This is a genomic window from Rhodococcus triatomae (assembly GCF_014217785.1).
Lineage (GTDB): Bacteria > Actinomycetota > Actinomycetes > Mycobacteriales > Mycobacteriaceae > Rhodococcus_F > Rhodococcus_F triatomae.
Genome location: NZ_CP048814.1, coordinates 1133874 through 1159425, shown reverse-complemented (window position 1 = coordinate 1159425; position 25552 = coordinate 1133874). Strand labels below are relative to the sequence as shown.

Genomic DNA, 25552 nt, shown 5'->3' with positions numbered 1-25552 from the left:
CCTGGCCCGGACGCGGCCGGGGCTGTGCATGATGGAGTCCATGGACACCTCCGCACTCCTGCGCTCCGTTCCGACCACACTCCATCTCGGCGGCACCCGCCGCGACGCCGAGAACGGTGCGACGTTTCCGGTGACCGACCCGGCCACCGGGAACACCCTCGTCGAGGTCGCCGATGCGTCGCCCTCCGACGCGGCCGCAGCGCTCGATGCCGCTGCCGCCGCACAGCCGGGCTGGGCGGCGACCGCTCCCCGCGAACGGGGCGAACTGCTCCGCGCGGTGTACGAGAAGATCACCGAGCGGGCCGAGGACTTCGCGGCCCTCATGACGCTGGAGATGGGGAAGGCGCTGCCGGAGAGCCGCGCGGAGGTCCGCTACGGTGCCGAGTTCTTCCGGTGGTTCGCGGAGGAAGCGGTGCGGATCGGTGGCCGATTCACGCCGGCGCCGGCGGGCAACGGCCGGATCCTGGTGACGCAGCAGCCGGTCGGTCCCGCGCTCGCGATCACGCCGTGGAATTTCCCCCTGGCGATGGGTACCCGCAAGATCGGCCCGGCGATGGCGGCGGGTTGCACCATGATCGTCAAGCCCGCTTCGGCCACGCCGTTGACGATGCTCCTGCTCGGCGAGCTGATGACGGAGGTCGGCTTTCCGGACGGGGTGTTGTCGGTACTGCCGACGTCCCGGTCGTCCGCCGTCACCGGGCCACTGCTCGAGGATCCCCGGCTCCGCAAGCTCACCTTCACCGGGTCCACGGAAGTGGGGCGAATGCTCGTCGAGAAGTCGGCACACGGGCTGCTGCGTGCCTCGATGGAGCTCGGCGGCAACGCCCCGTTCGTCGTGTTCGACGACGCGGACGTCGATGCCGCGGTCGACGGTGCGGTCCTGGCGAAGATGCGCAACGGGGGAGAGGCGTGCACCGCGGCGAACCGGTTCCACGTGGCGAACGCGGTGCGCGCCGAGTTCACCGAGAAGCTCACCGCTCGACTGTCCGAGTTCGTGCTCGGACCGGGAATCGACCCGGAGACGACTCTGGGGCCACTGATCAACGAGGACCAGCGCAGCAAGGTCGCCGAGCTCGTGGACGATGCCGTCGGCGCCGGGGCACGGGTGCTGCTGGGCGGCACGGTCCCGGACGGGCCGGGCTCGTTCTATCCGGCGACCGTCCTGACAGACGTCCCCGTGTCCGCGCGAATTCTGAAAGAAGAGGTGTTCGGGCCGGTCGCGCCGATCACCGGCTTCGACACCGAGGACGAGGGCATCGCGGCGGCGAACGACACCGAGTTCGGGCTCGCGGCGTACATCTACACCCGTGACCTCGACCGCGCGCTCCGGGCGGCCGAACGCATCGAGACGGGCATGGTCGGCGTGAACCGGGGAGTCATCTCGGATGCGGCGGCGCCGTTCGGCGGGATCAAAGCTTCCGGTTTCGGCCGGGAAGGGGGTACCGAGGGCATCGAGGAGTACCTGGAGACCAAGTACATCGCGCTCACGCCCTAGCTGCACCGACCCGGCGGGTAGGGCGGCATCAGCCGGGGCCGACACGCCGACGGCGCGCACTCGGCCCGGCCCGCACGACGGCGGACCGGGCCGAGCAGGCACCGGAGAAACCGGAGAAATTCAGTGGCCGAGCCGGCCGCGCCCGAGTCGCAGCAACAGCATCGCGAGGGTGTGGCCCTCCTGGCCGAGCTCGTTGAAGCGCTCGATGACCTTCATCTCCCGGCTGTGCACGAGGCGCGGTCCACCCGAGGCCATGCGGGTGCGCCCGATGAGCTGGGAGACCTCGGACCGCCGCTTGATCGCGGCGAGGATCTCGGCGTCGAGCCGGTCGATCTCCTTGCGCAAGGCGTCGATCTCCGCCTCGCTGGTGGGAAGTTGTGCAGAATCGACGGCGGCGTCGACATCGATCGCCTGTGTGCTCATGGTTCGTCTCCTCTTGTCAGAACGTGGATCGTGGTTTCGGCCCCAGTCGTTACCGAATCCGTTCGGACCGATCCAGGCTCCCTGACGAAAAGAGCCCCGGATCCGGTACGGACCGCGGGGCTCGTGAGCTGTTCAGGTCACGGGCGCCGGAGTCCGGTACCCGTAGAAAAACCGCCACTGGGCGTGCGATTGCCAACTGAACACACAGAGAAGTTTGCCACGCTCGCCGCGATCGGGCCAACTGTGTCCCGGCGCGGTCCTGTCGGGGCCGGCCGGTAGCGTGAAGAGGCGATGAACACTCTCCCCGATGCCGCCATATATCGTCAGGCGGACACGCTCCTCGAAGGTCTCAATCCCCAGCAGCGTGAGGCCGTCGTCCACACGGGCACGCCGCTGCTCATCGTGGCCGGGGCGGGGTCGGGAAAGACGGCGGTGCTGACCCGCCGGATCGCGTATCTGCTGGCCGAGCGAGACGTCGCTCCGGGGCAGATCCTCGCCATCACGTTCACCAACAAGGCCGCTGCCGAGATGCGTGAGCGGGTCGCCGCCCTCGTCGGGCCGCGGGCGCACGCGATGTGGGTGTCCACGTTCCACTCCGCGTGTGTGCGGATCCTGCGCACCCAAGCCGGTCTGGTGCCCGGGCTGAACTCGAACTTCACCATCTACGACGCCGACGATTCGCGCCGGCTTCTCACGATGATCTCGAAGGATTTCGAGATCGACACCAAGAAGTACTCGGCGCGGCTGTTCGCGACGGCGATCTCGAACCTGAAGAACGAACTGATCGACCCGGAGCGAGCGGCCACGGACGCGGACGCCGAACCCGCCGAACTGCCCCGGCTGGTCGCGCGCGTCTTCGCCGAGTACCAGCGCCGGCTGCGCACCGCCAATGCACTCGACTTCGACGACCTGATCGGCGAGACCGTCGGCATCCTGCAGGCGTATCCCCAGGTCCGCCAGTACTACCGCCGCCGGTTCCGGCACGTACTCGTCGACGAGTACCAGGACACCAACCATGCGCAGTACGTGCTGATCCGCGAGCTGGTGGGGCTCGAGACCGAGGACGGGGTCGCGCCGTCCGAGTTGTGTGTCGTGGGTGACGCGGACCAGTCGATCTATGCGTTCCGCGGGGCGACGATCCGCAACATCGAGGAGTTCGAGCGGGACTACCCGAACGCGCAGACCATCCTCCTCGAACAGAACTACCGCTCCACCCAGAACATCCTGTCCGCCGCGAACTCGGTGATCTCCCGCAACGCCGGCCGGCGCGAGAAGCGACTGTGGACCGACAGCGGTGAGGGCGAGCTCATCGTCGGATACGTCGCCGACAACGAACACGACGAGGCGTCCTTCGTCGCTTCCGAGATCGACCGGCTCGCCGATTCCGGGGACGCGCGGTACGGCGACGTCGCGGTCTTCTACCGCACCAACAACTCGTCGCGTTCGCTCGAAGAGGTGTTCATCCGGCACGGCGTGCCGTACAAGGTGGTCGGCGGAGTCCGGTTCTACGAGCGCAAGGAGGTCCGGGACATCGTCGCGTACCTGCGGGTGCTGGCGAACCCGGACGACACGGTCAGCATGCGGCGGATCCTCAACACCCCGCGCCGCGGGATCGGTGACCGCGCGGAGGCCTGCGTCGTCGTCCACGCCGAGCAACGCGGTGTCGGGTTCGCGGATGCCCTGCGGGACGCGGCCGACGACAAGGTGGCTCTGCTGGGGACGCGTGCCCGCAAGTCGATCGCGTCGTTCGTGGAACTGCTCGACGAACTGCGCGCCGGTATGCCGAGCGACGAGGAGGAAGGCGATATCGGGGACGTCGTGGAGGCGGTTCTCGACCGCACCGGCTACCGCGCCGAACTCGAGGCCAGCAGCGACCCACAGGACGGCGCCCGCCTCGACAACCTCAACGAACTCGTCAGCGTCGCCCGCGAGTTCAGCTCCGATGCGCGCAACGCCGCCGGGGTGGAGGACGACGGTGTCGAGGACGGCGGGGTCGAGGAGGAAGCGGACCGCGAGGGCGAAGCGGATCCGGGTTCACTCGCGGCCTTTCTCGAGCGCGTCTCACTGGTGGCCGACAGCGATCAGCTTCCCGACGACGGGGACGGCGTGGTCACGCTCATGACCCTGCACACCGCCAAGGGGCTCGAGTTCCCGGTCGTGTTCGTCACCGGCTGGGAGGACGGCCAGTTCCCGCACATGCGCGCGCTCGGGGACCCGGCGGAACTGTCCGAGGAGCGTCGTCTGGCGTACGTGGGCATCACGCGTGCCCGTCAGCGGCTCTACGTCACCCGCGCCGTCATGCGCTCGGCCTGGGGACAGCCGATCCAGAACCCGGAGTCCCGGTTCCTCCAGGAGATTCCGCAGGAGCTGCTGGACTGGCGTCGTGAGGATCCGGGTACCGGAATCGGTGGGGCCGCGATCGGTGGCGGGCGTGTCCGCAGCAGCGGTGGATACGGGTCTTCCGGCCCGGGCGCGGGCTTCGGTTCCGCGCGCGGACGCGGCAACATTCTCGTGCTGGCGGCCGGCGACCGGGTGAGTCACGACAAGTACGGGCTCGGCACGGTCCTCGAGACCAAGGGGGTCGGGCCGACCGCGACGGCGACCATCGACTTCGGCAGCGCGGGCAAGGTACGTCTCATGCTGATCGGTGGCGTACCGATGGTGAAGCTGTAGCTTCCCCGCCCCTGCTCAACGGCACGATGTCACATCGGTTTCGTTCAACGAAACCGATGTGACATCGTGCCGGAAAAACGGGGGATGCGCAGGAAGGCGAGGCCGACGCGTCAGTCGCGCTCGACGCCCAGGCTGATACCGCGGGACGCGAGCCAGGGGAGGGGATCGACCTTGTCGCTGCCGTTGAGGTGAACCTCGAAGTGCAGGTGCGGGCCGGTCGAGAATCCGCGGTTGCCCACGGTCGCGATCTGGTCACCGGCCATCACGCGCTGACCGGCGGACACCATCGACTGGTCGATGTGGCCGTAGACGGTCACGGTGCCGTCGTCGTGCTGGAGGCGCACCCACATGCCGAAGCCGGATGCCGGACCGGACTCGATGACGGTGCCGTCCGCCACGGCGACGATCGGGGTACCGATGGGGGCGGCGATGTCGACACCGGCATGCAGCGTGCCCCACCGGGCGCCGAAGCTGGACGTGAAGGTGCCGATGGTCGGCAGGACGAAGAGCGGGCGCCGGGCCGCGGCCTCGCGGGCGGCACGCTCCTCGGCGAAACGCTGGCCCTTGGCGAGGAGGTTGGAGAACTGCGACAGGTCCGTCGGGTTCGCGATGTTGAGGACCTGCGGAGCGGTGGACGCCGGGGCCGACTCGACCGGGGCATCGGTGTACTGGGCGGCCTGGGGCGCTGCCGTCGCGGCCACGGTGGTGGTCTCGTCGCTGGCGAGTGCGACCTCGGAGTGCTCGCTGCCGGAAGCGTTCGACACGGCGGCCTGTCCCGCGGCGACCACGGCGCCCGCGGCGACGGCCAGAACGGCGGCGCGGCCCTTGAGGGCGGACGGGGGAGTGGGGAGTCGGTGCGCTCCGCCGCGGGCCGGTGCCATCGCGCTGCGCGGAGTGAATCCGGGAATGTCCTGTTCGGACGGGGCGCTGTCGGCTCCGTAGCCGTCGACGGGGAGGTACTCGGTGTCCTGCGAATCGTCGAACCGGGACGAGCGGGTGTCGTGGAAGAACATGCTGCTGGAAATCTCAGAACTATCGGTTTCGGAGCGGGACGAAACCGACCTCGGGAACTCGTACGCGACGTCGTCGTCGACGTATCCGGACTGGACTGTGTCACGGGCGTGACCGGGCAGCTCGACAGGTGAAGACTCGAAAGCTGCGGGGTACTGCTCGAATCCGTGACCGTGCGTAGCCGAGAGCGGACTCTCGAATTCCGTGTCAGCGTGTTGCTTCACAAATCGGCTGGCCGTGAACTGGCTACGTTCGTGCATACGCCCGTCCGTCCTCCTGTTCGTGACCTGCCTGTGACTCAGACCTGGCGACGGTAACGAAATGGTTGCGATGCCCGCAACCTGTAACGGTGCTGCAACGCTGGAATGTGACATGCATCACTAGCCGTCCTGGGCCGATGCCCCGCGCACATGCCACATGGCGGGATGCCAGGCGGCTCCGGAAGCAGAATCCGGGCCCGCAGGTGTGTCACATCGGGCCGGACGTCCGGTCCACGCGTTAGCGTCGCCGTGTGGCGTCCTCACCACCACCCCGTAGCGGCCGTCGCGCCGCACCCGAGCGCATCCCGTCGACCGGCGTGGCGCCGGGCGGCCCGCTCGACGACTCGTCGGATCCGGCCCGCCCGGGCGCCGGTGCCGTCGTCGCGGCGGTGCTCGCCCTCGTCGGTGGCGTCGCCGTGGCCGTCGGCCCCCTGTCCGGGGTGGTGCGCGCGAACGCCCCCGGCGCCGAGACGCTGTCGGCCGTACCGCCGGCTGCCGTGTGGGCGGGGGTCTTCGCTCTCCTGGTGCCGGTCCTGGCCGCCGGGGCGCTGCTGGTGCGTGCCACGGCAGTGTCCGGTGCGCTGCTCGCCGGTGGCGGTGCGATCGCCGTCGGTATGGCGATCCAGGATCTACAACTGTGGACCGGCGCGCTCGACGCGAACCGCTTCGAACTGTTCCGGCCCGACACCGCGGCTCCGCTCGACGCCGGAGCCGGCGCCTATCTCGTGCTCGGCGGGCACGTGCTCGCCGCGGTAGCCGGGCTGGCAGGCCTCTTCGTCGTCCAGCGTGCGGCGCTCTCCGACGGGTACGGCGGTGCCCGCAGCGCCGAACGGGACGGCCGGGCCACCGGCGCTCGGGTGGGAGTCCTTCCGGCCGCGCTCGTCGTCCTCGCCGCGGCCGGCGTGGCCGCGTCCCTGTTCGCGCCCACCTACAGCTCCGACGACCCGGTGATCCTGGTCCCCACCGTTCTCGCCGCCGACGCCGCGACGGCCGCCGGAGCGGCGGCGGTCTCCGCGGCCCTGCTGGTCGTGGTGGCTTCCGCGCTGGCGTCGATCAGCCCGCCCGTCGCCGCCGGTGCCCTGGTCGGAGCGGCGACGGCGGTGCTGGGGCTGGTGGGTGCGCGATTCGTCGGAGGGGTGGCTGCGGGCGACCGGATCGAACCGGGCAGTGGAACGGTCTGGGGGACGGCGTGCGCCGCGGTTCTGTTGGTGACGGCCGTGGCGATTCCGGTCGTGGACCGGATTCGTGACGAGCGCAGTCGCCGGGCGCTCGACGAGATCGGCCGCGAACACGAGGCGCGGAGCGGTGACGCGGCGCGGGTCAGTCCATCGGGCAAGGGGGTGGCCAAGGCCGCGGTGCGTGCCGAAGCCGAGGCGGCACGGTCGCGGCGCATCCGGTGGCACGTGAGCGCCGGGGTGGGCGCGCTCGGTGCCGCCGCGCTCGCGGCCCTCGGCGCATTCCTCCCGGTTCTCGAACTCGCCGACGGCCTCCCGGAGCCGCAGATCCTCGCGGTACGCACCGTCCCGGTGGCAGCCCTCGTCGTCGCCGTCACGGCGGTGTGGCTGCTGCTCTCCGAGTTCGCGGCCGCCGTGCGACCGGTGGTGGCCGTGGTGTGGGCGGGAATACCCGTGACGGTCGCCGCCGTGACGCAGCCGGTGCTGCTGGCCGCCGACGTCCCCGGCGTCTCGATCGGCCCGGGCGCCGTCGTGCTCTGGCTCGGTGCGCTCGCCGCCGCCGGATCCGCGGTGCTCGTGTGGTTCGCGGGATCGGCGGAGCGGGAGGACGTCGACACCTCGGCCCGCCGCTCGCCGAACCCGATCCTGGCGACGGTGGGGGGCGCGGCCGCGATCGCCGCGGTGGCGGGTGTGGCGTTCCCGCTCTTCCACGGCACCGACCGGCGCGGGACCGAGCACGCCGCCACGTCGTTCGCCGGTCTGCCGTGGGACATCGACTCCTGGGGTCACGTCCTGTTCGCCGCCGTGGTCGTGATCGCCGTGGCGGTGGCGTCCTGCTCGAGGCCGCCCCGCGCGGCGGCCCTGTTCGCGGGCGTCGCGCTGCTCTCGGGCGTGCACCTGGCGGCGTTCCCGCTCACGCGAGGCGTGCTCGATCAGGTGGAGGTGGGGCCGGGTGCGCTCGCCACCGCGGTCGGCATAGTGTTGTCTCTGGTTGCGACTGCACTCGCCGTCCGCTCGAAAACTCGGTGACTGCGCCCACGAACCCGATATTTCGGTGACGTGGACCACATCGAATGTATGTCGAAGATGACAGGACGCGGCGACTGGTTACAGTCGCCACCGGCCCGTTCACAACCCTCGAGCGGGTGCCCATGAGACGTGCGACGCTCCACGGGGCGTCGACGCAGACGAGACGGTGAGCAGATGGATCTCTTCGAATACCAGGCGAAGGAACTCTTCGCCAAGCATGAAGTGCCTACCTCGGCTGGTCGTGTGACCGACACGGTTGCCGGCGCTCGCGAGATTGCCGAGGAGATCGGCAAGCCCGTGATGGTCAAGGCCCAGGTCAAGGTCGGCGGCCGCGGCAAGGCGGGTGGAGTCAAGTACTCGGCCGACGTCGACGCGGCGCAGGCCAACGCGGAAGCGATTCTCGGGCTCGACATCAAGGGCCACATCGTCAAGAAGCTGCTGGTCGCAGAGGCGAGTGACATCGCCGAGGAGTACTACATCTCCTTCCTGCTCGATCGCACCAACCGCACCTACCTGGCCATGTGTTCGGTCGAGGGCGGCGTCGAGATCGAGGTCACCGCCGAGGAGAACCCCGACGCGCTGGCCAAGATCCCCGTCGATGCCACCAAGGGTGTCGATCTCGCGTTCGCTCGCAGCATCGCCGAGGCCGGCAAGCTGCCCGCCGAGGTCCTCGACGCGGCGGCCGTGACCATCCAGAAGCTGTGGGAGGTCTTCGTCAAGGAGGATGCGCTCCTCGTCGAGGTCAACCCCCTCGTGCGTACGCCCGACGACCAGATCCTCGCCCTCGACGGCAAGGTCACCCTGGACGCCAACGCCGACTTCCGTCAGCCCGGCCACGCCGAGTTCGAGGACAAGGACGCGACCGACCCGCTCGAGCTCAAGGCCAAGGAGAACGACCTCAACTACGTCAAGCTCGACGGTCAGGTCGGCATCATCGGCAACGGCGCGGGCCTGGTCATGTCCACCCTCGACGTCGTCGCGTACGCCGGCGAGAGCCACGGCGGCACCAAGCCGGCCAACTTCCTCGACATCGGTGGCGGTGCCTCGGCCGAGGTCATGGCCAACGGTCTCGACGTCATCCTGAACGACGCACAGGTCAAGAGCGTGTTCGTCAACGTCTTCGGCGGCATCACCGCCTGCGACGCGGTCGCCAACGGAATCGTCGGCGCACTGAACACCCTCGGCGACGAGGCCGACAAGCCTCTCGTGGTCCGCCTCGACGGCAACAAGGTCGAGGAAGGACGCAAGATTCTCGAGGACTACGCGCACCCGCTGGTGACGCTGGCCGCGACCATGGACGAAGGCGCCGACAAGGCCGCCGAGCTGGCTTCGAAGTAGGGGAACGACACACAATGTCTATCTTTTTGAACAAGGACAGCAAGGTCATCGTCCAGGGCATCACCGGCGGCGAGGGCACCAAGCACACGGCGCTCATGCTCAAGGCCGGCACTCAGGTCGTCGGTGGCGTCAACGCCCGTAAGGCCGGTACCACCGTCGCGCACACCGCCAAGGACGGCTCGGACGTCGAGCTCCCCGTCTTCGGCGGCGTCGCGGAGGCCATCGAGAAGACCGGCGCGGACGTGTCGATCGTCTTCGTTCCGCCGAAGTTCGCGAAGGACGCGATGATCGAGGCGATCGACGCCGAGATCGGTCTGCTCGTCGTCATCACCGAGGGCATCCCGGTGCAGGACAGCGCATACGCGTGGGCGTACAACGTGGACAAGGGCAACAAGACCCGGATCATCGGCCCGAACTGCCCCGGCATCATCACCCCGGGTGAGTCGCTGGTGGGCATCACGCCCGCGAACATCTCCGGTACCGGCCCGATCGGTCTCGTCTCGAAGTCCGGCACCCTGACCTACCAGATGATGTTCGAGCTGCGGGACTTCGGCTTCTCCACCGCGATCGGCATCGGTGGCGACCCGGTCATCGGCACCACCCACATCGACGCCATCGAGGCGTTCGAGAAGGATCCCGAGACCAAGCTCATCGTCATGATCGGCGAGATCGGTGGCGACGCCGAGGAGCGCGCGGCCGACTACATCAAGGCCAACGTCTCCAAGCCGGTCGTCGGCTACGTCGCGGGTTTCACCGCGCCGGAGGGCAAGACGATGGGCCATGCGGGCGCCATCGTGTCCGGTTCCTCGGGTACCGCACAGGCGAAGAAGGACGCGCTCGAGGCGGCCGGTGTGAAGGTCGGCAAGACGCCGTCCGAGACCGCCGCTCTGGCACGGGAGATCCTGCAGAGCCTCTGACGCGGCTCGCTCCATCCCGCTCTCTCGCGTTCTCCTCCTGCTCTTCCCTCGGGTGAAGGTGGCCTTCGACCGGTCAGACCGGTCGAAGGCCACCTTCACCCATTCGGGAGGGGCGCGGAAACTCTCGGGAGAGTGCTCGGGAGGGGTACGCGGGGTCAGCCGTCGGTGTAGACGGTCCCGGCGGGCTCGAGTTCGCCGGAGCCGGCGGTGGCCGCGGCGACGAGGGTCCGCAGTGCGCCCGGGTCCGGAGTGGACAGGGTGAGCACCGCGTGCTCGCCGTAGGCGGTGTCCAGGACACCGACCCCGCGCGCCCGCAATTCCGATTCGACTCGCCCGGCATCGCCGTGGTCCACCGCGAGTGTGAACAATTCCCGGCGCACCCGAGCCACCGGGTCGGCCGCGTCCACGGCGGCGGCCACGGCACCGGAGTAGGCGCGCACCAGCCCACCTGCTCCCAGTTTGACGCCCCCGAAGTAGCGGGTGACCACGACGGCGACGTTCACCAGATCCCGGTGGTGCAGGACCTGCAGCATCGGCACGCCCGCCGTTCCACCCGGTTCGCCGTCGTCCCCGGACCGCTCCACGCGAGCGTTCGGGGTGTCTCCGATCACGTACGCGAAGCAATGGTGCCGAGCGTCCGGATATCGACGACGCTGTTCGTCGACGAACGCGGCCGCAGCTCCCGCGTCCTCGACCCGGCGCAGCGTGGCGAGGAACCGGGAGTGCCGCACCACGGTCTCGACCGACACGGCGGAGTGGGCAGCGATCGTGTACGGCATCGGACCATTCTCTCGTGGCCGCGAGCGGGCGGGATTCGTGCCCCGCGCGTCGCCGTAGGCTAGCGTCGCAGACAGGGCGCGTCGGCCGAGTCCTCGGCCGACCCGCCACCGGCAGACGACTACCGACGCCACGAGGAGATCCCATGACGTACCCGTCCGGTGGGCAGAACTACGGCCCGCCCGCGCAGCCGACGCCGCCGTCCGAGCCCGCGCCGACTGCGCAGCCGGATCGGTCCGAGTCGACGGAGCAGCCGGCCACGGGACTGTCCTTCGTGCTGCGTATCGCCGTCGCAGCACTCGGTGTGCTGACCTTCCTGCTCGGCCTCGCTCCCTTCTTCGAACTCACCGGTGGATTCGCGGGCGGATCGTCGGCCAACTCCTTCGAGGGCGGCAACTACGGAATCGGGTTCCTGCTCCTCGGTGGTCTGCTCGCCGGTGCGTCCCTGCTGCCGGGCCAGAAGCTCGCCGGGGCAGCGGCCGCGTCCTCGGTCGTCGGTTTCGTCTTCGTCCTCTTCACGTTCTTCAACCTCGGTGAGGCCGCCCTCGCCTTCGGTGGCATCGCGATCCTGGTGCTCGGCTTCATCCAGGCGGTCGTCGCGGTCGTGGTGCTGCTGTTCGAATCGGGCGTACTCGAGCAGCCGACGCCCTCGCCGCGGGCACCGCAGCAGGGTGCCTTCGGCGGCGGCTACGGGCAGCAGCCGGGAGGGTACGGCCAGGCCGGCTACGGCCAGCCGGGGTACGGCCAGGCACCGCCGACCGAGGCCATCCAGAGCTACGGCCAGCAAGGTCAGCAGGGCCAACCCGGTCAGCAGGGACAGCAGGGATACGCGCCGCAGCCGGGTTACGGACAGGCCCAGCCCGGGTACGGCCAGCCGCAGGGCTACGGCTACCCGCAGCAGGGTGGTGGATCGTTCCAGGGTTACGGCGCTCCGGGCGCTCCCGGCCAGCCGGGCGGATACCCGGGTGCACAGCAGCCCGGGCAGCCGGGCTACGGGCAGCACTCGACCGGATTCGGGCACACCCCGGGCGAGAAGGACCAGCCCACCGGCGGCACCCCGACGCCCACCGCGTACCAGGGTGGATACCAGCCGTACCAGGGCTCCCAGGCCGGTTCCGGATACCAGTACCCGGCGGGTGCCGGATACGGCAGTGCCCAGCACGCCGCCCCCACACCCGAGCCGGACGCGGAACAGCCGCAATCGCAGGGCGAGTCCTCCGACACCGGAGCGCCGACACAAGCCTTCGAGGCGCCGAAGAAGGACGACGACGGCAAGTAGTCGGCGCGCCTGAGCGCACCGTACTCGTCGAAGTGCCACCCTCGTCGTGATGAGTTCTCTGATTGATCGTGCGCAGCGGCGCGCGCCGGGGCGCCGGGGCCCCGCCGACCCGGAGTTGACCCGGACGCTTCTCCTCCTCGCCTTCCGCCCGGCGGCGGTGACCGTTGCCCTGGTCTCGGTAGTGGTGGTGGTGACGCTCATCGCCGCGGGCAGCGACCTCACCGGGGCGTTCGGCGCCATTGCCGCACTCTGGCTGGCGATTCACCAGGTGCCGGTGCGGATCGACGGCGTCACCCTCGGTGTCCTTCCGCTTCTCCCGACCGCGATCCTGATGTACTCGGTCGCCCGCGGATGTGCGCGGGTGACCGAACCCGACGGAGGGCCGCGCGCAGCCGCCCGTATTGTCGGGGCGGCAGTGGCGGGTCCACTGGTGGTGACCGCCGTGGCCCTGGCGGTGGCTGCCGACGCGTCGGCCGTCGTGCCGCTCGACGGCGCCAACCCCCTCGCCGCATTCGGTTGGGTCCTCGTGCTCCAGGCCGTGGCGGCCTCGGCCGGGGTCGCGCTGCGCGCGCGACCGGCCTGGGAACCCATCGTGCCCTCCTGGCTGCGTGAGGCGGTCCGGCCGGCCGTGCGGGCCGTGTTGATCCTCGGTGCCGCGGGCGCACTCGCGACGGCCGTCGCGCTGCTCTTCGCCTGGCAGACCGTCGGGGAACTCCTCGGACGCGAGGAACACCTCGTCGACGTTCTCGGGCTCACCCTGCTCTCCGTCCTGTACCTGCCCAACATGATCGTCGGAGCCGTGTCCGTGCTCGTGGGGGCGAGTGCCTCGATCGGCACGGTCTCGGTGAGCGTGTTCGGCAACATCGGCGGAGACCTGCCACCGTTGCCGCTGCTCGGCGCCGTGCCTGCCGGACTCTCCGGCGGATTCTGGCCCGTGCTGCTCGTGATCCCCGCGTTGGTCGGCGTGTACTTCGGCAGGGACTGCTGTCGCCGTGCGTCGGGGCAGGAAGCCCTCGCGGTAGTGCTGGCCGGCGCCGGCGCTGCGGGGCTCGTGGTTGCCGGAGTGTCCGTCGCGGCCGGCGGCATGTTGGGTGCGATCGGGCCGGTGGACCTGCACTGGTGGCTCGCGGGTCTGCTGGTGTTCGCCTGGCTCGCGGTGGTCGGATCGTTCGCCGCGATCGTGTTCACCTGGATCCGGTCGCGCCGCGCGGCGGGCATCGAATCCGCCGCGGTGGAGGAGGACACGTCTGCGGCCGGTGCGCAGGAGGCACCGGCCGCGCTTCCCGGGGTCCCCGCCGAGGAGGTGCCGGTCATCGCCACACCGTCTGCCGGTGCCACGGTGAGTGACGGCGAGGGCCCAGACGACGAAGAGGCCGACGAAGAGGCCGACGAGGGGACCGCCGGGGAGAAGCCCGAGCGGCCGTCACGTCGACGGGGAGAGGTGCTCGAGGCCGAGATCGTCACGGAGTCGCCCGAGCCGGCACTGCCCGCTCCCGCCGGTGTGCCGCCCGCGGACCCCGAAGCTGTGGACGCCGGAGCTGTGGACGCCGAAGCCGTCGACGCCGAAGTCGTCGATGTGGAAACCGGCGATCCGGAGATCGTCGACACCGATACGGCCGAGGGCACACCGGAGCGGTGAGCGACCCGGAGTCGGACCTGGCGACAGTCCGGGTAACCCGCTCCGACTAAACTCCCGAGGGCAGGCCGGCCTCGCGTCGATCCGCCTGCCGATCCACGTCTCGTTCCCGAGGAGAAGTGCGCTGACCGCCTCCCGTCACACCCTGCGGCCGTCGACACCGGCGCGCGTCGTCGTCCTCGCATCCGGTGCGGGCACCCTGCTGAGAGCACTCCTCGACGCCTCCCGCGAGCCCGGCTATCCCGCGGACGTCGTGGCGGTCGTGACCGACCGGGCCTGCGACGCGCTGGGCCACGCCGCCGACGCGGGCGTCGTCTCCACCGCCGTGGAACTACGGGATCATCCCGATCGCGCCGCGTGGGACGTGGCTCTGACCGAGGTGGTGTCCGATTTCGCGCCGGACCTGGTGGTCACCGCCGGGTTCATGAAGATCCTCGGCCCGGCGTTCCTGGGCCGCTTCGCCGGTCGCATCGTCAACACCCATCCCGCGCTGCTCCCGGCATTTCCCGGGGCACACGCGGTGGCCGATGCGCTCGCCTACGGGGTGGCGCTGACCGGCTCGACCGTGCACCTGGTCGACGAGGGAGTCGACACCGGACCGATCCTGGCTCAGGAGGCGGTCCGGGTGCTCCCCGATGACGACGAGGCCGGTCTGCACGAGCGCATCAAGATCGTGGAACGACGGTTGTTGGTCGAAGTGGTGGCTGCCGTCGCCGAACGTGGAGTTGTATCCGATGGACGAAAGGCCGTGATCCCCAGTGAGTGAACGCAAGGCAGTACGCCGCGCGCTCGTCAGCGTCTACGACAAGACCGGATTGGTCGAGCTGGCCACTGGCCTGCACGAAGCGGGGGTGGAGCTGGTCTCCACCGGGTCGACGGCAGCGCGGATCGCTGACGCCGGGATCCCGGTCACGCCGGTCGAACAGTTGACCGGGTTCCCCGAGTGCCTCGAGGGGCGCGTGAAGACCCTGCACCCGAGGGTGCACGCCGGCGTCCTCGCCGACACCCGGAAGCCGGAGCACCTCGCGCAGCTCGACGAACTCGGTATCGAGGCGTTCCAGCTGGTCGTCGTCAACCTGTACCCGTTCGCGGCGACCGTCGCATCGGGAGCCGGGCCGGACGAGGTCGTCGAGCAGATCGACATCGGTGGCCCCTCGATGGTGCGGGCCGCGGCCAAGAACCATCCGTCCGTCGCCGTGGTCGTCGACCCGGCGCGGTACGCGGACGTCCTGACCGCGATCGGCGCGGGCGGATTCACCCTGGCCGAGCGCACCGCCCTGGCCGCGCAGGCCTTCCAACACACCGCCACCTACGACGTGGCCGTCGCGAGCTGGATGACCTCCACCCTGGTGGAATCCGATTCCGCGTTCCCGGCGTGGGCCGGTGCGACGTGGGAGCGGGACGCGGTCCTGCGCTACGGCGAGAACCCGCACCAGGGAGCCGCGCTCTACGAGAATCCTTCGGGTCCGGACGGTCTCGCGCAGGCGCAGCAACTGCACGGCAAGGAGATGTCGTACAACAACTACACGGACGGCGACGCCGCGTGGCGGGCCGCCTTCGACTTCGCCGAACCCGCCGTCGCGATCATCAAGCACGCCAACCCGTGTGGCATCGCCGTGGGCACCGACATCGCCGAGGCGCACCGCAAGGCACACGCCACGGACCCGGTCAGCGCCTACGGCGGTGTCATCGCCGCGAACCGTGAGGTCACCGTCGAGATGGCCGAGCAGGTCGCGGAGATCTTCACCGAGGTGATCATCGCCCCGTCGTACGAGGACGGGGCGCTCGGTGTGCTGCAACGCAAGAAGAACCTGCGGGTGTTGCTGGCGCAGGCACCGTCGGCGGCGGGGATCGAGCTCAAGCAGATCTCGGGCGGGGTGCTGTTGCAGCAGCGGGACGTCCTCGACGCGGACGGCGACGACCCGGCGAACTGGAGCCTGGCCACCGGTGAGCCCGCCGACGCTCAGACGTTGAAGGATCTCGAGTTCGCTTGGCGTGCCTGCCGTTCGGTGAAGTCGAACGCCATTCTGCTCGCTCGGGACGGCGCCGCCGTCGGTGTCGGGATGGGGCAGGTGAACCGGGTCGACTCCGCGCACCTCGCGGTCACCCGCGCCGGAGACCGGGTAGCGGGCTCCGTCGCGGCCTCGGACGCGTTCTTCCCGTTCCCGGACGGACTCCAGGTGCTCGCCGATGCGGGCGTGGCGGCCGTCGTGCAGCCGGGCGGTTCCGTGCGCGACAACGAGGTCGTCGAGGCCGCGAAGGAAGCGGGCGTGACGATGTACTTCACCGGCGCGAGGCACTTCGCGCACTAGCGTTCCTGCCTCGTATCCCTCTCCTCGTCGGTTCCCCCGGAACCACTCGGCACACCACCGCCGAGTGGTACTTTCGTTCCATATTCGTGACGAAACTGCAACGTGCAGGACGGGGAAGTGGCTGAAACGTCGTGGGAGATGTCAGCGCTCGAGTTCGTCGTGGCCTGGGAGTCGCTGGGGCGTGGCCGATTACCGTTCCCGCTCGCGTTTCGCGAGCATCGGGCGCGATCGGAACAGGATCTCGAACGCCGCCGTGCCGAGGCTGCGGAGGTGTTGCGAGACCGCTACGGAGACGATCTCTACCGGGCGCTGGCCACTCTCGCCGAACCTGTCGTCCGCGTGGCGGTGTGCGGATTCGCGGGTCCGCATTCGGAACGGATGATCCGGGCGCACGCCGGCATCGGGCACCGCACGTCGGTGGCGGTGGTCCAGGCGCCGGGCTCGGGGCCGGATTCCGGCGGCGATGTCGTGTTGTCGGAGCATGTCGGCTACGGTGCGTCGTCCGCGCTGGTGGCGGCCATGCCCGGAGTAGGTGCCGGTCGGGATCGAGGTATCGCCGTGCCCCGCAATCGATCTGCCGGGCCGGACGGCGGGACAGGGGCAGAGACGGACCCGGACGAGGCGGCCCTGTTCTTCAACCGAGCGCACAGCAGTTTCGGGGAGATCGCCGTCGCCAGGGCGGGCGGCGGCGGTAGCCGGACGCCGCTGGACGGCACCGTACTGCAATGGATCGACTATGCCGACGACGGCCGATACCTGATCCTGCACACCCAGGAGATCGTCGCCCGGCCCGCATCGGCCGGTGCAGTGGCGACGGAGATCGACCGGCTCGTGCGCGGGGTCCTCGAAGAGCAGGCCAGGCAGGCCGACGGCCGGGCCTGACGTCGACGCCCGGTCGGCCCGTTCAGGCCGCCCTGGTGCCGAGGTGCCCTCGGTGGCTGCCGGTCATCTCGCGCCCGGCACCGGTCACGACGACGCGTGCGGCTCCCCGCCGCCGCAGTTCGATCACGATGGCGTCCAGAACCGCGAGCTGATCGGCGTCGCAGTGCGAGATGTCGAGGGTGATGGCGTAGCCGGTGAGATCGTCCGGCAGGTCCCGATAGGGCGGCGAGGTGGACAGTTGGTGGATACGGAGCTTCATCAGGTTCTCCTGAAGGTGAAAGGTAAAAGAAAAGGCACCCGAGGGATGTGCCCTGGGTGCCCGAGAAACGAGGTACGAAGTCAACGTTCTCGGGGTTCGCCGTACGGGGAGATGTGCTTGTCGGCGATGCGGCTGCGCCACGCGGGTACGGACGTCACGGCGAACGCTGCTTTCTCGAGCGAGGCCACGTGCCGTCCTTCCTGCGAGCCGGAGCTGGTTGGTTAGTGACCGTACAGGACAGGTCGAGGGTTCGCATCCGGTATCTCGCGTATCACGCGGCTTCGTAACGGGTTGCTCTCGATCCGTTCACGGACCTGTGGCGGGACGGGTACAGCTGTTTCACTTGGGGCTGCTGTGACTCGAGTGAAGATTCGTTCGGGTGCCGAAGGCCGTCCGGAAGGAGAGCGGCGATCGTCGATCGCCCCGTCCAGCCATGAAGAGAAGCCTGATTTCCCTGTGCGCGGGTGTTCTGGCCGCGTCGCTGCTCATCCCCGCGACCGCAGGTGCCGAGCCGGAGGTGGAACCCGCGACCGGCACCGAACTGGCCGGAAAGACCGTCTTCCTCGATCCCGGGCACCAGGGGTCGAGTGAGGGCCACGACCTGTCGCGGCAGGTCGACGACGGTCGCGGCGGCACCAAGGACTGCCAGACCAGCGGTATGACCACGATCGGTGGCGTACCCGAACACACCATCACCTGGAACGTCACCCAGCTGGTCAGGAGCGGGCTCGAGACCCTGGGGGCCGACGTGGTCCTCAGCCGCGCGGACGACACCGGATGGGGTGGCTGCATCGACGAGCGGGCCGCGGCGGCCAACGCGTCCGGCGCCGATCTGGCCGTGAGCATCCACGCCGACTCGACCGACGCGGCGGGCGATCCGTCGAAGCACGGATTCCACATGATCGTGCCGGCCCTGCCGATCCCGAACCCTGCTGCCGATGCGGCGCAGTCGGGACCCGGACTCGAGGCGTCCACGATGATGCGGGACGCCTACCTCGGTGCCGGCTTCACGCCCGCCAACTACGCGGGCGTCGTGGACGGCATCCAGACCCGCTCGGACGTCGCCGGCCCCGCGCTCACCGAGGTGCCGCTGGTCTTCGTCGAGATGGGCAACGGCTCCCACCCGGACGATGCCGCGCGACTCGAGAGCACCGACGGGCAACTCGACCACGCGATCGCCGTGACCACCGGGATCGTCACGTACCTGTTGACCGGGGGCCAGGCGTCCGCAGCGCCGGCAGCGCCGGGAACGACAGAACCGGGTGCCACCGTGCCGGGAACCACCGAACCGGGAACCGTCTCTCCCGGTCCGGTGACGCCGGACGAGAACCCGCTGTCGCTCGAGTCGATCCTGGCGATGCTCTCCGACCTGCTGGCGGCCGGTGGGCTCACCGGCCTCGAGGAGATCGTGAACTCCGAGACGATCGGCATGCTGTCCGATCTCGCGGGCGAGCTGCTCGCCACGGTGCTCGCACAGCTCGAGTGAGCGGGCCGGGTCGTCGACGAATCGTCAGGTGAGTGAGTCCAGCCACCGAGCGAACGGCTCCGAGAACTCCGTCGACCACGGCAGGTCCGCGACGTAGTCCTGGCCGTTCGACCGGGCGTCACCCAGGTGCTTGAGTACGTGGCTGGCATCGGCCATGCGCACCGAGGTCAGCCGGGCACCGGTGAGGGCGGCATCGAGACCGTCCACGTCGGCGACCGATACCTGGATGTCCTTCGCGGAGCAGCTGGTGAGCACCGGTGTGCCGTCCGCCAGCTGTCCCGCGAGCACCCGCGGGTCGAGGGCATCCTCCTCCGCGAGTGCCTTCGCGTTGGCATGGACCAGTCCCGCGTTCTGCAGCGGCTCGGGGAGATCGTCCGGAATCGTTCCGTCCGCGCGCAGGGCCTCGACGGCACCCGAGAGGGCCAGCCGGAGCTCGTCGGCGACCGGCTGGGGGAGCTGGCCCGTCGCCGTCACCGCATCGAGTTGACTGTTGATCTGCGTCGTGAGCAGGTCCAGCAGACGTACCGCGAGCGGCTCGAGCAGTGCCAGTGCGGCGATGTCCGGCGCATCCGCCTGCTGGGAGAGTGCGAGCCCCACCAGCGCACCGTCACTGTGGCCGACGACGACCAGGTGCGACGGATCGACCTCGGGGCGGGCGGCGAGGAAGCGGAGCGCCTCTGCGGCCGGATCGACGAAGGCACTGGTGAAGCCGAGTTCGGCGATGTCGTCCACGTCGTGTGGCCCGATACCGGTGGCTCCGCTGCCGAGCTTGTCGAAACGCAGGCTCGCGAAACCGTGCTCGGCGAGCAGGTCGGCGAGGAAGCGCAGCGTACCGATGTTCCCCGGCAGCAGTGCGCTGTCGCCGTTACGGTCGGTGGGACCGCTGCCGGCCAGCAACAGAGCCGCAGGTCGCGGGCCGTCGAAGCCGTCGGGCGCAAGGAACGTTCCGTGGTACGTGACCGCGCCGCTGTCGAAGGTGATCTCGGTGTCAGGCATGGCGCCTTGTCTACCAGGTGGGCCCGTCGGATCGCGTGCGGGGCCGAACGCCGGTCGCCTCGCGCCCGCTCACGCGGTACGTCGGGGTGACGGGCAGACGCAACGCTCGTAGCGTGGGGGGAGTGACTACTGAATCACGACCCGCGACGGTGGGCGAACTCCGGGCCTCGGGACATGTGCACCGAGGTGTCCGGGAGGAGATGCGGGCGAATCTGCTGGACGCGTTGCGCGCCGGTCGCGACCCGTGGCAGGGCATCGTCGGTTTCGACGACACGGTGCTCCCGCAGCTCGAACGCGCACTCATCGCCGGCCACGACGTGGTACTGCTCGGCGAACGTGGCCAGGGAAAGACTCGACTGCTGCGTACGCTGCCCCTGCTGCTCGACGAATGGACCCCGGTGATCGAGGGTTCCGAGCTCGGCGAGCACCCCTACGATCCGATCGCGCCGGCATCGATCCGTCGTGCCGCCGAACTCGGCGACGACCTGCCGGTCGCCTGGCGACACCGCAGCGAACGCTACGCCGAGAAGCTGGCGACCCCCGACACGTCGGTCGCCGACCTGGTCGGCGACGTGGACCCGGTGAAGGTTGCCGAGGGGCGCAGCCTCGGCGACCCCGAGACGATCCATTTCGGGCTGGTGCCGCGTGCTCACCGGGGGATCGTCGCGATCAACGAGCTGCCCGACCTGGCCGAGCGGATCCAGGTCTCGTTGCTGAACGTGATGGAGGAACGCGACATCCAGGTGCGGGGGTACTCGCTCCGGCTGCCGCTGGATGTACTCCTGGTGGCCAGTGCGAACCCGGAGGACTACACGAACCGCGGCCGGATCATCACCCCGCTCAAGGACCGGTTCGGTGCGGAGATCAGGACCCACTATCCGATCCGGCTCGACGACGAGATCGCGGTGATCGCGCAGGAAGCCCACCTGGCCGCAGCCGTTCCGGGCTACCTCCTCGAGGTGCTGGCGCGGTTCACGCGTCTGCTGCGCGAATCGACGTCGGTCGACCAGCGCTCCGGGGTGTCGGCCCGGTTCGCCGTCGCCGGGGCGGAGACCGTCGGAGCGGCGGCGGTGCACCGGTCGACCGTGCTGGGTGAGCCCGATCCGGTGGCGCGCCCGATCGATCTGGGGACGGTCGTCGACGTCCTGCGCGGAAAGGTCGAGTTCGAGGCGGGCGAGGAGGGCCGTGAGGTCGAGGTCCTCGAACACCTGCTGCGGCGGGCGACCGCGGACACGGTCCGTGAGCGGCTCGGCGGGATCGATCTCGCGCCCCTCGTCGACGTCGTCGAGCACGGCGACCCGGTCGTGACGGGCGAGCGGGTGTCCGCGCACGATCTTCTCGCCGAGTTGCACGGGATCTCGTTGATCGACGGACTCGCCGAGCGGGTGGGTGCCACGTCCGAGGGGGAGCGGGCCGCCGCGGTCGAACTCGCGCTCGAGGGTCTGTATCTGGCGCGGCGCATCTCCAAGGAGACCGACTCGAGCGGCCGGACGGTGTACTCGTAGTGTCCGGTGGCGCGCGGTACGGCCCGTACACCGGCGGCGACCCCCTGGCGCCTCCGGTGGACCTGCGTGATGCCCTGGCGGCGATCGGCGACGACGTCCTCGCCGGGACCTCGCCGCGGCAGGCGCTGCGGGAGCTGCTGCGGCGCGGTGACGGAACACGGCGCGGTCTCGACGAGATGGCGGCCCAGGCGCACCGGCGCCGCCGGGAACTACTGCAGCGCACCAACCTGAACGGGACGCTCGACGAGGTGCGCGAACTGCTCGACCGGGCCGTCCTCGCGGAACGCAAGGAGCTGGCCCGCGCCCTCGACGACGACGCCCGGTTCGCGGAACTGCAGATCGCCGAGTTGCCCCCGTCGACGGCACAGGCGGTTCACCAGCTCGCCGACTACGACTGGCGCAGTTCCGAGGCCCGCGAGGAGTACGAGAAGATCCGGGATCTCCTCGGCCGCGAGGTGCTCGACCAGCGGTTCGAGGGCATGAAGCAGGCGCTCGAAGGAGCGACGGACGAGGACCGCGAGCGGATCAGGCGCATGCTCGCCGATCTGGGCGACCTGCTCGAGGCGCACGCCCGCGGTGAGGACACCGACGCCCGGTTCACGGAGTTCATGGACGAGTACGGCGAGTACTTTCCCGAGAACCCGCGCACCGTGGAGGAATTGATCGACACGCTCGCCGCACGTGCCGCGGCCGCGCAGCGGTTGCGCAACTCGCTGACTCCGGAGCAGCGCGACGAGCTGGATGCGCTCGCGCAACAGGCTTTCGGGGACCCGGCACTGATCTCGGAGCTGTCCCGGCTGGACGGCCTGTTGCAGTCGGCGCGGCCGGGCGAGGACTGGACGGGTGCGGAGAGGTTCCGTGGCGAGGAGGGGATGGGGCTGGGCGAGGGCACCGGGACACTGCAGGAGATCGCCGAACTCGAGTCGCTGGCCGAACAGCTCTCGCAGCAGTATCCGGGTGCGCAGCTCGACGACATCGACCCGGAGTTGTTGGCCAGACATCTCGGGGACGAGGCGGTCGCTGACGCCCGCACGTTGGCGGACCTCGAGAAGGCTCTGCGCGAACAGGGATTCTTCGACCGCGGTGTCGACGGGCAATGGCGGTTGTCGCCGAGGGCGATGCGTCAGCTCGGTCAGGCCGCCCTCCGCGACGTCGCGGACGGGCTCGGTGGCCGCGGCGGCGAGCGGGACACGCGTCGCGCGGGCGCGCAGGGAGAACCCACCGGGGGCCACCCGCGAATGGGCGTTCGGCGACACCGAGCCGTGGGATGTCACCCGCACGATCACCAATGCGGTGCTGCGCCGGCCCGGTCGGGTTCCGGTGCGGTTGTCGGTGACGGACGTCGAGGTGCGGGAGACCGAGCAGCGGGACCGGGCGGCGGTGGCGCTGCTCGTCGACACGTCGTTCTCGATGGTGATGGAGGGGCGTTGGGTGCCGATGAAGCGCACGGCGCTCGCGCTGAATCACCTGGTCACCACCCGATTTCGCAGCGACGAACTGCAACTGATCTCCTTCGGGCGGCACGCGGAGGTTCTCACTCCCGCGGAGTTGGCCGGAATGGACGGGGCCTGGGACCAGGGCACCAATCTGCATCACGCGCTGCTGTTGGCCGCGCGGCATCTGCGCCGGCATCCGAATGCCACCCCGGTGGTGCTGATCGTCACCGACGGCGAACCCACGGCCCACCTCGAGCCGGACGGTTTCGCGTACTTCGACTACCCACCGAGCCCGCGCACTCTCGGACTGACCGTGCGGGGGCTGGACGCGCTCGAACGGATCGGCGCCCAGGTGACGTTCTTCCGCCTCGGCGACGATCCGGGGCTCGCCCGGGTGGTCGATCGGATGGCCGAGCGAGTCGGCGGCCGGGTCGTGGCTCCGGATCTGGACGGGCTCGGGGCGGCTGTCGTCTCGGACTACATGCGGCGACGTCGCTGACCCTGACCGGTCCGCGGCCGCACGGTCAGGCGCTGATCACCTCGCGGTCGCCGAGTGGAGCGGCGAGCTCGACGTCGAGCGTGCCGAACACGGCGACCAGGATGCACATCTTGTCCGCCGCCTCGGGCAGGGTTCCGGTGCGGAGCGAGATGGTGACCGTCGTGTCGGTCTCGGTGACGGTCGCGTCGGCGCCGTAGCACTCGGGCGTACCGGTGACGAAGTGGATGGCGACGGTGTTCTCGTCGACCCGGGACCAGGACTCGAAGGGGGTGGGGTTCGCGTTGACGATGTCCGGTCGCGCGGCGAACCGGCTGCCGAACTCGGCGTCCGGGATCTCGGTGGGTCGGGGCATGCCGGACGGGGACGACGGGCCCGGATCGACTGCGGAGGCCAGGTCCGGATCCGGGCCGGGGTCGGCGTCGTCGTCGGAGCTACAGCCGCAGAGCGCGAGTGCGGCCAGTACGACGAGAGTCAATACGCGCATGACCCACCGTAACCCGGTCCGCGCGCGGGTGGCCGCAGCTCACGCGAGCAGCGCCGCCACCAGCGCAATTGCCGGGATCGATGCGAGTGTCGTGACGAAGGCACTGTCCCTGGCCAGGACGGTGCCGCGCTGGTACCGGCTGGCGTAGACGAAGACGTTCTGGGCTGTGGGCAGTGTGGAGACGACCACGATCGCGAACAGTTCGTGGCCGCCGAGGCCGAGCAGGTACCGCGCCATGAGGTAGGCCAGAACCGGCTGGACGACGATCTTGAGCACGGACGCCAGCGCGACGTCGCGGCGCGGGCTGGTGCCGCGTTCGAGGACCCGCACGCCGTACAGGGACAGGCCGAACGCCAGCAGTGCGCCGGGGACCGAGGCGCCACCGAGCAGGCGGAACGGCTGCATCAACGCTTCGGGTGGGTGCCAGCCGCTCACGGCGACGGCCAGTCCGGCGGCGCCCGCGAGCACCATCGGGTTCTTGAACGGTGCGCTGACCGTCTCGAAGCGGGACGCTCCGTCGCGCATCGTGGAGATGTCGAGGACGCTCAGCGCGAGCGGCGAGTAGACGACGATCTGGAACAGCAGCAGCGGCGCGACGAACGAGGCGTCGCCGAGAACGAAGACCGCGATGGGGATGCCGAGGTTCGCCGAGTTGACGTACGACGCGGACAGGGCCCCGATCGTCAGCTCCGGCACCGGCCGGTGCAGCCACACCTTCGCCACCAGGATGTAGATCAGGCCGACGGCGAACGCCGTGGCCGAGGCGACGGCGAGGGTGGGGGAGAAGATCACCGACAGGTCGGAGGTGGCGAGGACGTCGAACAGCAGGGCCGGGGTGGCGACGAAGAACACGAGGCGGCCGAGGACGAATTCGCCGTGCTGTCCGAGGGTGCCGCGCCGGCCCAACACGTATCCGATGCCGATGACGACGAAGATGACGGTGAACCCTGCCACGACGCCAGACAACTTCGAGCTCCACCCATTCGCACCGCGCCGACGGCGTTCTGCCGGTATCGGCGGGCCCGCGCTCACTTCTCACTGAACGTGCCCGAGCCTATCGGTGCCGGGTGGGATGCGCTCACCGGCTGCCTCCACCGGCCCCCACCCGCTGCCCCCACCCCGCGTGTTGCCCCCACCCCTGGGTGAAGGTGGCCTTCACCTCGTCAGACCGGTCGAAGGCCACCTTCACCCAGGAGGGAGAGGGGCGCGGGCTCAGCCGACCTGCGCGGTACCGGTGCAGGAGGTGGTCGGGAAGCCCCAGAGGTCGTGGTGGTTGTATGCGGACAGCGTCAGCTCCACGGCGCCGGGTCCGCTGGGGACGTGCAGGCGGGCCGAATCGCCGCCGGGGTAGGCGACGGTGCGGGTGTCGTGAGCGGTGCCGCTCGCGCCGGTGTCCAGGTTGCGCCAGTCCAGGCGTACGTCCGACTGGTAGCCGCCGGCGAAGAACCAGAAGCTGGACACGTCGTGCAGCGTGAAGGTGGCGGCGCCGGGTCCGTCCGGGCTCTGCCACAGCCGCGCCGGTGCGAACGGCTGATCCGCGATGTAGGGACTCAGGCCCAGACAGCGGGTCATGGTCACCTCGGTGTCCGCGGCGGCGGTGCCCGCTCCGGCGAGGGTGATGGCGGCGCCCGCGGCGGCGACGATCCCGGCGGCGCGAAGTGCTGTGCGTGACATTGCGGC

The 25552-nt window shown here is 70.0% G+C and carries 20 protein-coding genes and 1 pseudogene; 13 read left to right on the top strand and 8 right to left on the bottom strand.

Annotated elements, in window-relative coordinates; all coding sequences use genetic code 11:
* The first annotated feature begins 40 nt into the window (after positions 1–40).
* Positions 41–1495, top strand: a complete 1455-nt coding sequence (locus tag G4H71_RS05430) for an NAD-dependent succinate-semialdehyde dehydrogenase (RefSeq protein WP_174561814.1) — start codon at positions 41–43, stop codon at positions 1493–1495.
* Positions 1496–1615: 120 nt separating this feature from the next.
* Here the strand turns inward: G4H71_RS05430 and G4H71_RS05425 are convergent, their stop codons facing one another.
* Positions 1616–1918 (bottom strand): chorismate mutase, encoded by a 303-nt coding sequence (locus G4H71_RS05425; RefSeq protein WP_072735979.1) that lies wholly within the window; start codon positions 1916–1918, stop codon positions 1616–1618.
* A 291-nt stretch (positions 1919–2209) separates the two neighbouring features.
* Between G4H71_RS05425 and pcrA the strand changes: the two genes are divergently transcribed.
* A complete protein-coding gene (gene pcrA / locus G4H71_RS05420) occupies positions 2210–4591 on the top strand; it encodes a DNA helicase PcrA (protein ID WP_072735978.1) in 2382 nt (793 codons plus the stop codon).
* Positions 4592–4701: 110 nt separating this feature from the next.
* Here pcrA and G4H71_RS05415 read toward each other — a convergent pair whose 3' ends face one another.
* Complete coding sequence (locus tag G4H71_RS05415) at positions 4702–5862, bottom strand: M23 family metallopeptidase (protein ID WP_139183116.1); 1161 nt, start codon at positions 5860–5862, stop codon at positions 4702–4704.
* Between the two features lie 251 nt (positions 5863–6113).
* Here G4H71_RS05415 and G4H71_RS05410 point away from each other — a divergent pair, with 251 nt between their 5' ends.
* From G4H71_RS05410 to sucD, 3 genes are all read left to right on the top strand, one after another.
* Positions 6114–8066, top strand: a complete 1953-nt coding sequence (locus G4H71_RS05410) for a hypothetical protein (RefSeq protein WP_072735977.1) — start codon at positions 6114–6116, stop codon at positions 8064–8066.
* A 174-nt stretch (positions 8067–8240) separates the two neighbouring features.
* Positions 8241–9404: an ADP-forming succinate--CoA ligase subunit beta gene (gene sucC / locus G4H71_RS05405; RefSeq protein ID WP_072735976.1), complete on the top strand. Its 1164-nt coding sequence runs from the start codon at positions 8241–8243 to the stop codon at positions 9402–9404.
* 14 nt (positions 9405–9418) lie between these two features.
* Positions 9419–10321: a succinate--CoA ligase subunit alpha gene (sucD, locus tag G4H71_RS05400; RefSeq protein WP_072735975.1), complete on the top strand. Its 903-nt coding sequence runs from the start codon at positions 9419–9421 to the stop codon at positions 10319–10321.
* A gap of 155 nt (positions 10322–10476) precedes the next feature.
* Here sucD and G4H71_RS05395 read toward each other — a convergent pair whose 3' ends face one another.
* Positions 10477–11100: an IMPACT family protein gene (locus G4H71_RS05395; RefSeq protein WP_072735974.1), complete on the bottom strand. Its 624-nt coding sequence runs from the start codon at positions 11098–11100 to the stop codon at positions 10477–10479.
* A 143-nt stretch (positions 11101–11243) separates the two neighbouring features.
* Here G4H71_RS05395 and G4H71_RS05390 point away from each other — a divergent pair, with 143 nt between their 5' ends.
* From G4H71_RS05390 to G4H71_RS05370, 5 genes are all read left to right on the top strand, one after another.
* Positions 11244–12377, top strand: a complete 1134-nt coding sequence (locus G4H71_RS05390) for a DUF5336 domain-containing protein (RefSeq protein WP_072735973.1) — start codon at positions 11244–11246, stop codon at positions 12375–12377.
* A 49-nt stretch (positions 12378–12426) separates the two neighbouring features.
* Entirely contained in the window at positions 12427–14016 is a 1590-nt protein-coding gene (locus G4H71_RS05385; protein WP_072735972.1) for a cell division protein PerM, read from the top strand.
* Between the two features lie 121 nt (positions 14017–14137).
* Positions 14138–14779, top strand: a complete 642-nt coding sequence (gene purN, locus G4H71_RS05380) for a phosphoribosylglycinamide formyltransferase (RefSeq protein ID WP_072736298.1) — start codon at positions 14138–14140, stop codon at positions 14777–14779.
* A complete protein-coding gene (gene purH / locus G4H71_RS05375) occupies positions 14772–16325 on the top strand; it encodes a bifunctional phosphoribosylaminoimidazolecarboxamide formyltransferase/IMP cyclohydrolase (RefSeq protein WP_072735971.1) in 1554 nt (517 codons plus the stop codon). The genes purN and purH overlap by 8 nt, the downstream gene beginning before the upstream one ends.
* A gap of 117 nt (positions 16326–16442) precedes the next feature.
* Complete coding sequence (locus G4H71_RS05370; RefSeq protein ID WP_139183115.1) at positions 16443–17207, top strand: ESX secretion-associated protein EspG; 765 nt, start codon at positions 16443–16445, stop codon at positions 17205–17207.
* Positions 17208–17229: 22 nt separating this feature from the next.
* Here G4H71_RS05370 and G4H71_RS05365 read toward each other — a convergent pair whose 3' ends face one another.
* Positions 17230–17466, bottom strand: a complete 237-nt coding sequence (locus G4H71_RS05365; protein ID WP_072735969.1) for a hypothetical protein — start codon at positions 17464–17466, stop codon at positions 17230–17232.
* 433 nt (positions 17467–17899) lie between these two features.
* Here G4H71_RS05365 and G4H71_RS05360 point away from each other — a divergent pair, with 433 nt between their 5' ends.
* Positions 17900–18952, top strand: a complete 1053-nt coding sequence (locus tag G4H71_RS05360) for an N-acetylmuramoyl-L-alanine amidase (RefSeq protein WP_072735968.1) — start codon at positions 17900–17902, stop codon at positions 18950–18952.
* 24 nt (positions 18953–18976) lie between these two features.
* On the opposite strand, the gene G4H71_RS05355 is transcribed toward G4H71_RS05360, so the two are convergent.
* Positions 18977–19948 carry an alpha/beta hydrolase gene (locus G4H71_RS05355; RefSeq protein WP_072735967.1) on the bottom strand — a complete coding sequence of 324 codons (972 nt, stop codon included), beginning with the start codon at positions 19946–19948 and terminating at the stop codon, positions 18977–18979.
* Positions 19949–20070: 122 nt separating this feature from the next.
* Between G4H71_RS05355 and G4H71_RS05350 the strand changes: the two genes are divergently transcribed.
* On the top strand, positions 20071–21453 hold the full coding sequence (locus G4H71_RS05350) for an ATP-binding protein (protein ID WP_072735966.1): 1383 nt from the start codon (positions 20071–20073) through the stop codon (positions 21451–21453).
* A pseudogene (locus G4H71_RS05345) lies at positions 21453–23388 on the top strand (VWA domain-containing protein). The gene G4H71_RS05350 and the pseudogene G4H71_RS05345 overlap by 1 nt, the downstream one beginning before the upstream one ends.
* Positions 23389–23413: 25 nt before the next feature.
* On the opposite strand, the gene G4H71_RS05340 reads toward G4H71_RS05345, so the two are convergent.
* The 3 genes from G4H71_RS05340 to G4H71_RS05330 form a co-directional block, all read right to left on the bottom strand.
* Positions 23414–23872: a hypothetical protein gene (locus G4H71_RS05340; protein WP_072735964.1), complete on the bottom strand. Its 459-nt coding sequence runs from the start codon at positions 23870–23872 to the stop codon at positions 23414–23416.
* A 39-nt stretch (positions 23873–23911) separates the two neighbouring features.
* Positions 23912–24838 carry an AEC family transporter gene (locus G4H71_RS05335; RefSeq protein WP_072735963.1) on the bottom strand — a complete coding sequence of 309 codons (927 nt, stop codon included), beginning with the start codon at positions 24836–24838 and terminating at the stop codon, positions 23912–23914.
* Between the two features lie 246 nt (positions 24839–25084).
* The gene (locus G4H71_RS05330) at positions 25085–25546 is read right to left on the bottom strand and encodes a hypothetical protein (RefSeq protein ID WP_072735962.1); all 462 of its coding nucleotides are present in this window, start codon (positions 25544–25546) and stop codon (positions 25085–25087) included.
* Positions 25547–25552 lie beyond the last annotated feature (6 nt).

Bases quoted from the DNA above. Each gene is read 5' to 3' on its own strand.
- G4H71_RS05365 (WP_072735969.1), bottom strand. From the start codon at position 17,466: ATGAAGCTCCGTATCCACCAACTGTCCACCTCGCCGCCCTATCGGGAC.
- G4H71_RS05355 (WP_072735967.1), bottom strand. From the start codon at position 19,948: ATGCCTGACACCGAGATCACCTTCGACAGCGGCGCGGTCACGTACCAC.
- G4H71_RS05340 (WP_072735964.1), bottom strand. From the start codon at position 23,872: ATGCGCGTATTGACTCTCGTCGTACTGGCCGCACTCGCGCTCTGCGGC.
- sucD (WP_072735975.1), top strand. From the start codon at position 9,419: ATGTCTATCTTTTTGAACAAGGACAGCAAGGTCATCGTCCAGGGCATC.
- G4H71_RS05395 (WP_072735974.1), bottom strand. From the start codon at position 11,100: ATGCCGTACACGATCGCTGCCCACTCCGCCGTGTCGGTCGAGACCGTG.
- G4H71_RS05390 (WP_072735973.1), top strand. From the start codon at position 11,244: ATGACGTACCCGTCCGGTGGGCAGAACTACGGCCCGCCCGCGCAGCCG.
- G4H71_RS05415 (WP_139183116.1), bottom strand. From the start codon at position 5,862: ATGCACGAACGTAGCCAGTTCACGGCCAGCCGATTTGTGAAGCAACAC.
- G4H71_RS05360 (WP_072735968.1), top strand. From the start codon at position 17,900: ATGAAGAGAAGCCTGATTTCCCTGTGCGCGGGTGTTCTGGCCGCGTCG.
- pcrA (WP_072735978.1), top strand. From the start codon at position 2,210: ATGAACACTCTCCCCGATGCCGCCATATATCGTCAGGCGGACACGCTC.
- sucC (WP_072735976.1), top strand. From the start codon at position 8,241: ATGGATCTCTTCGAATACCAGGCGAAGGAACTCTTCGCCAAGCATGAA.
- G4H71_RS05425 (WP_072735979.1), bottom strand. From the start codon at position 1,918: ATGAGCACACAGGCGATCGATGTCGACGCCGCCGTCGATTCTGCACAA.
- G4H71_RS05330 (WP_072735962.1), bottom strand. From the start codon at position 25,546: ATGTCACGCACAGCACTTCGCGCCGCCGGGATCGTCGCCGCCGCGGGC.
- G4H71_RS05385 (WP_072735972.1), top strand. From the start codon at position 12,427: ATGAGTTCTCTGATTGATCGTGCGCAGCGGCGCGCGCCGGGGCGCCGG.
- G4H71_RS05430 (WP_174561814.1), top strand. From the start codon at position 41: ATGGACACCTCCGCACTCCTGCGCTCCGTTCCGACCACACTCCATCTC.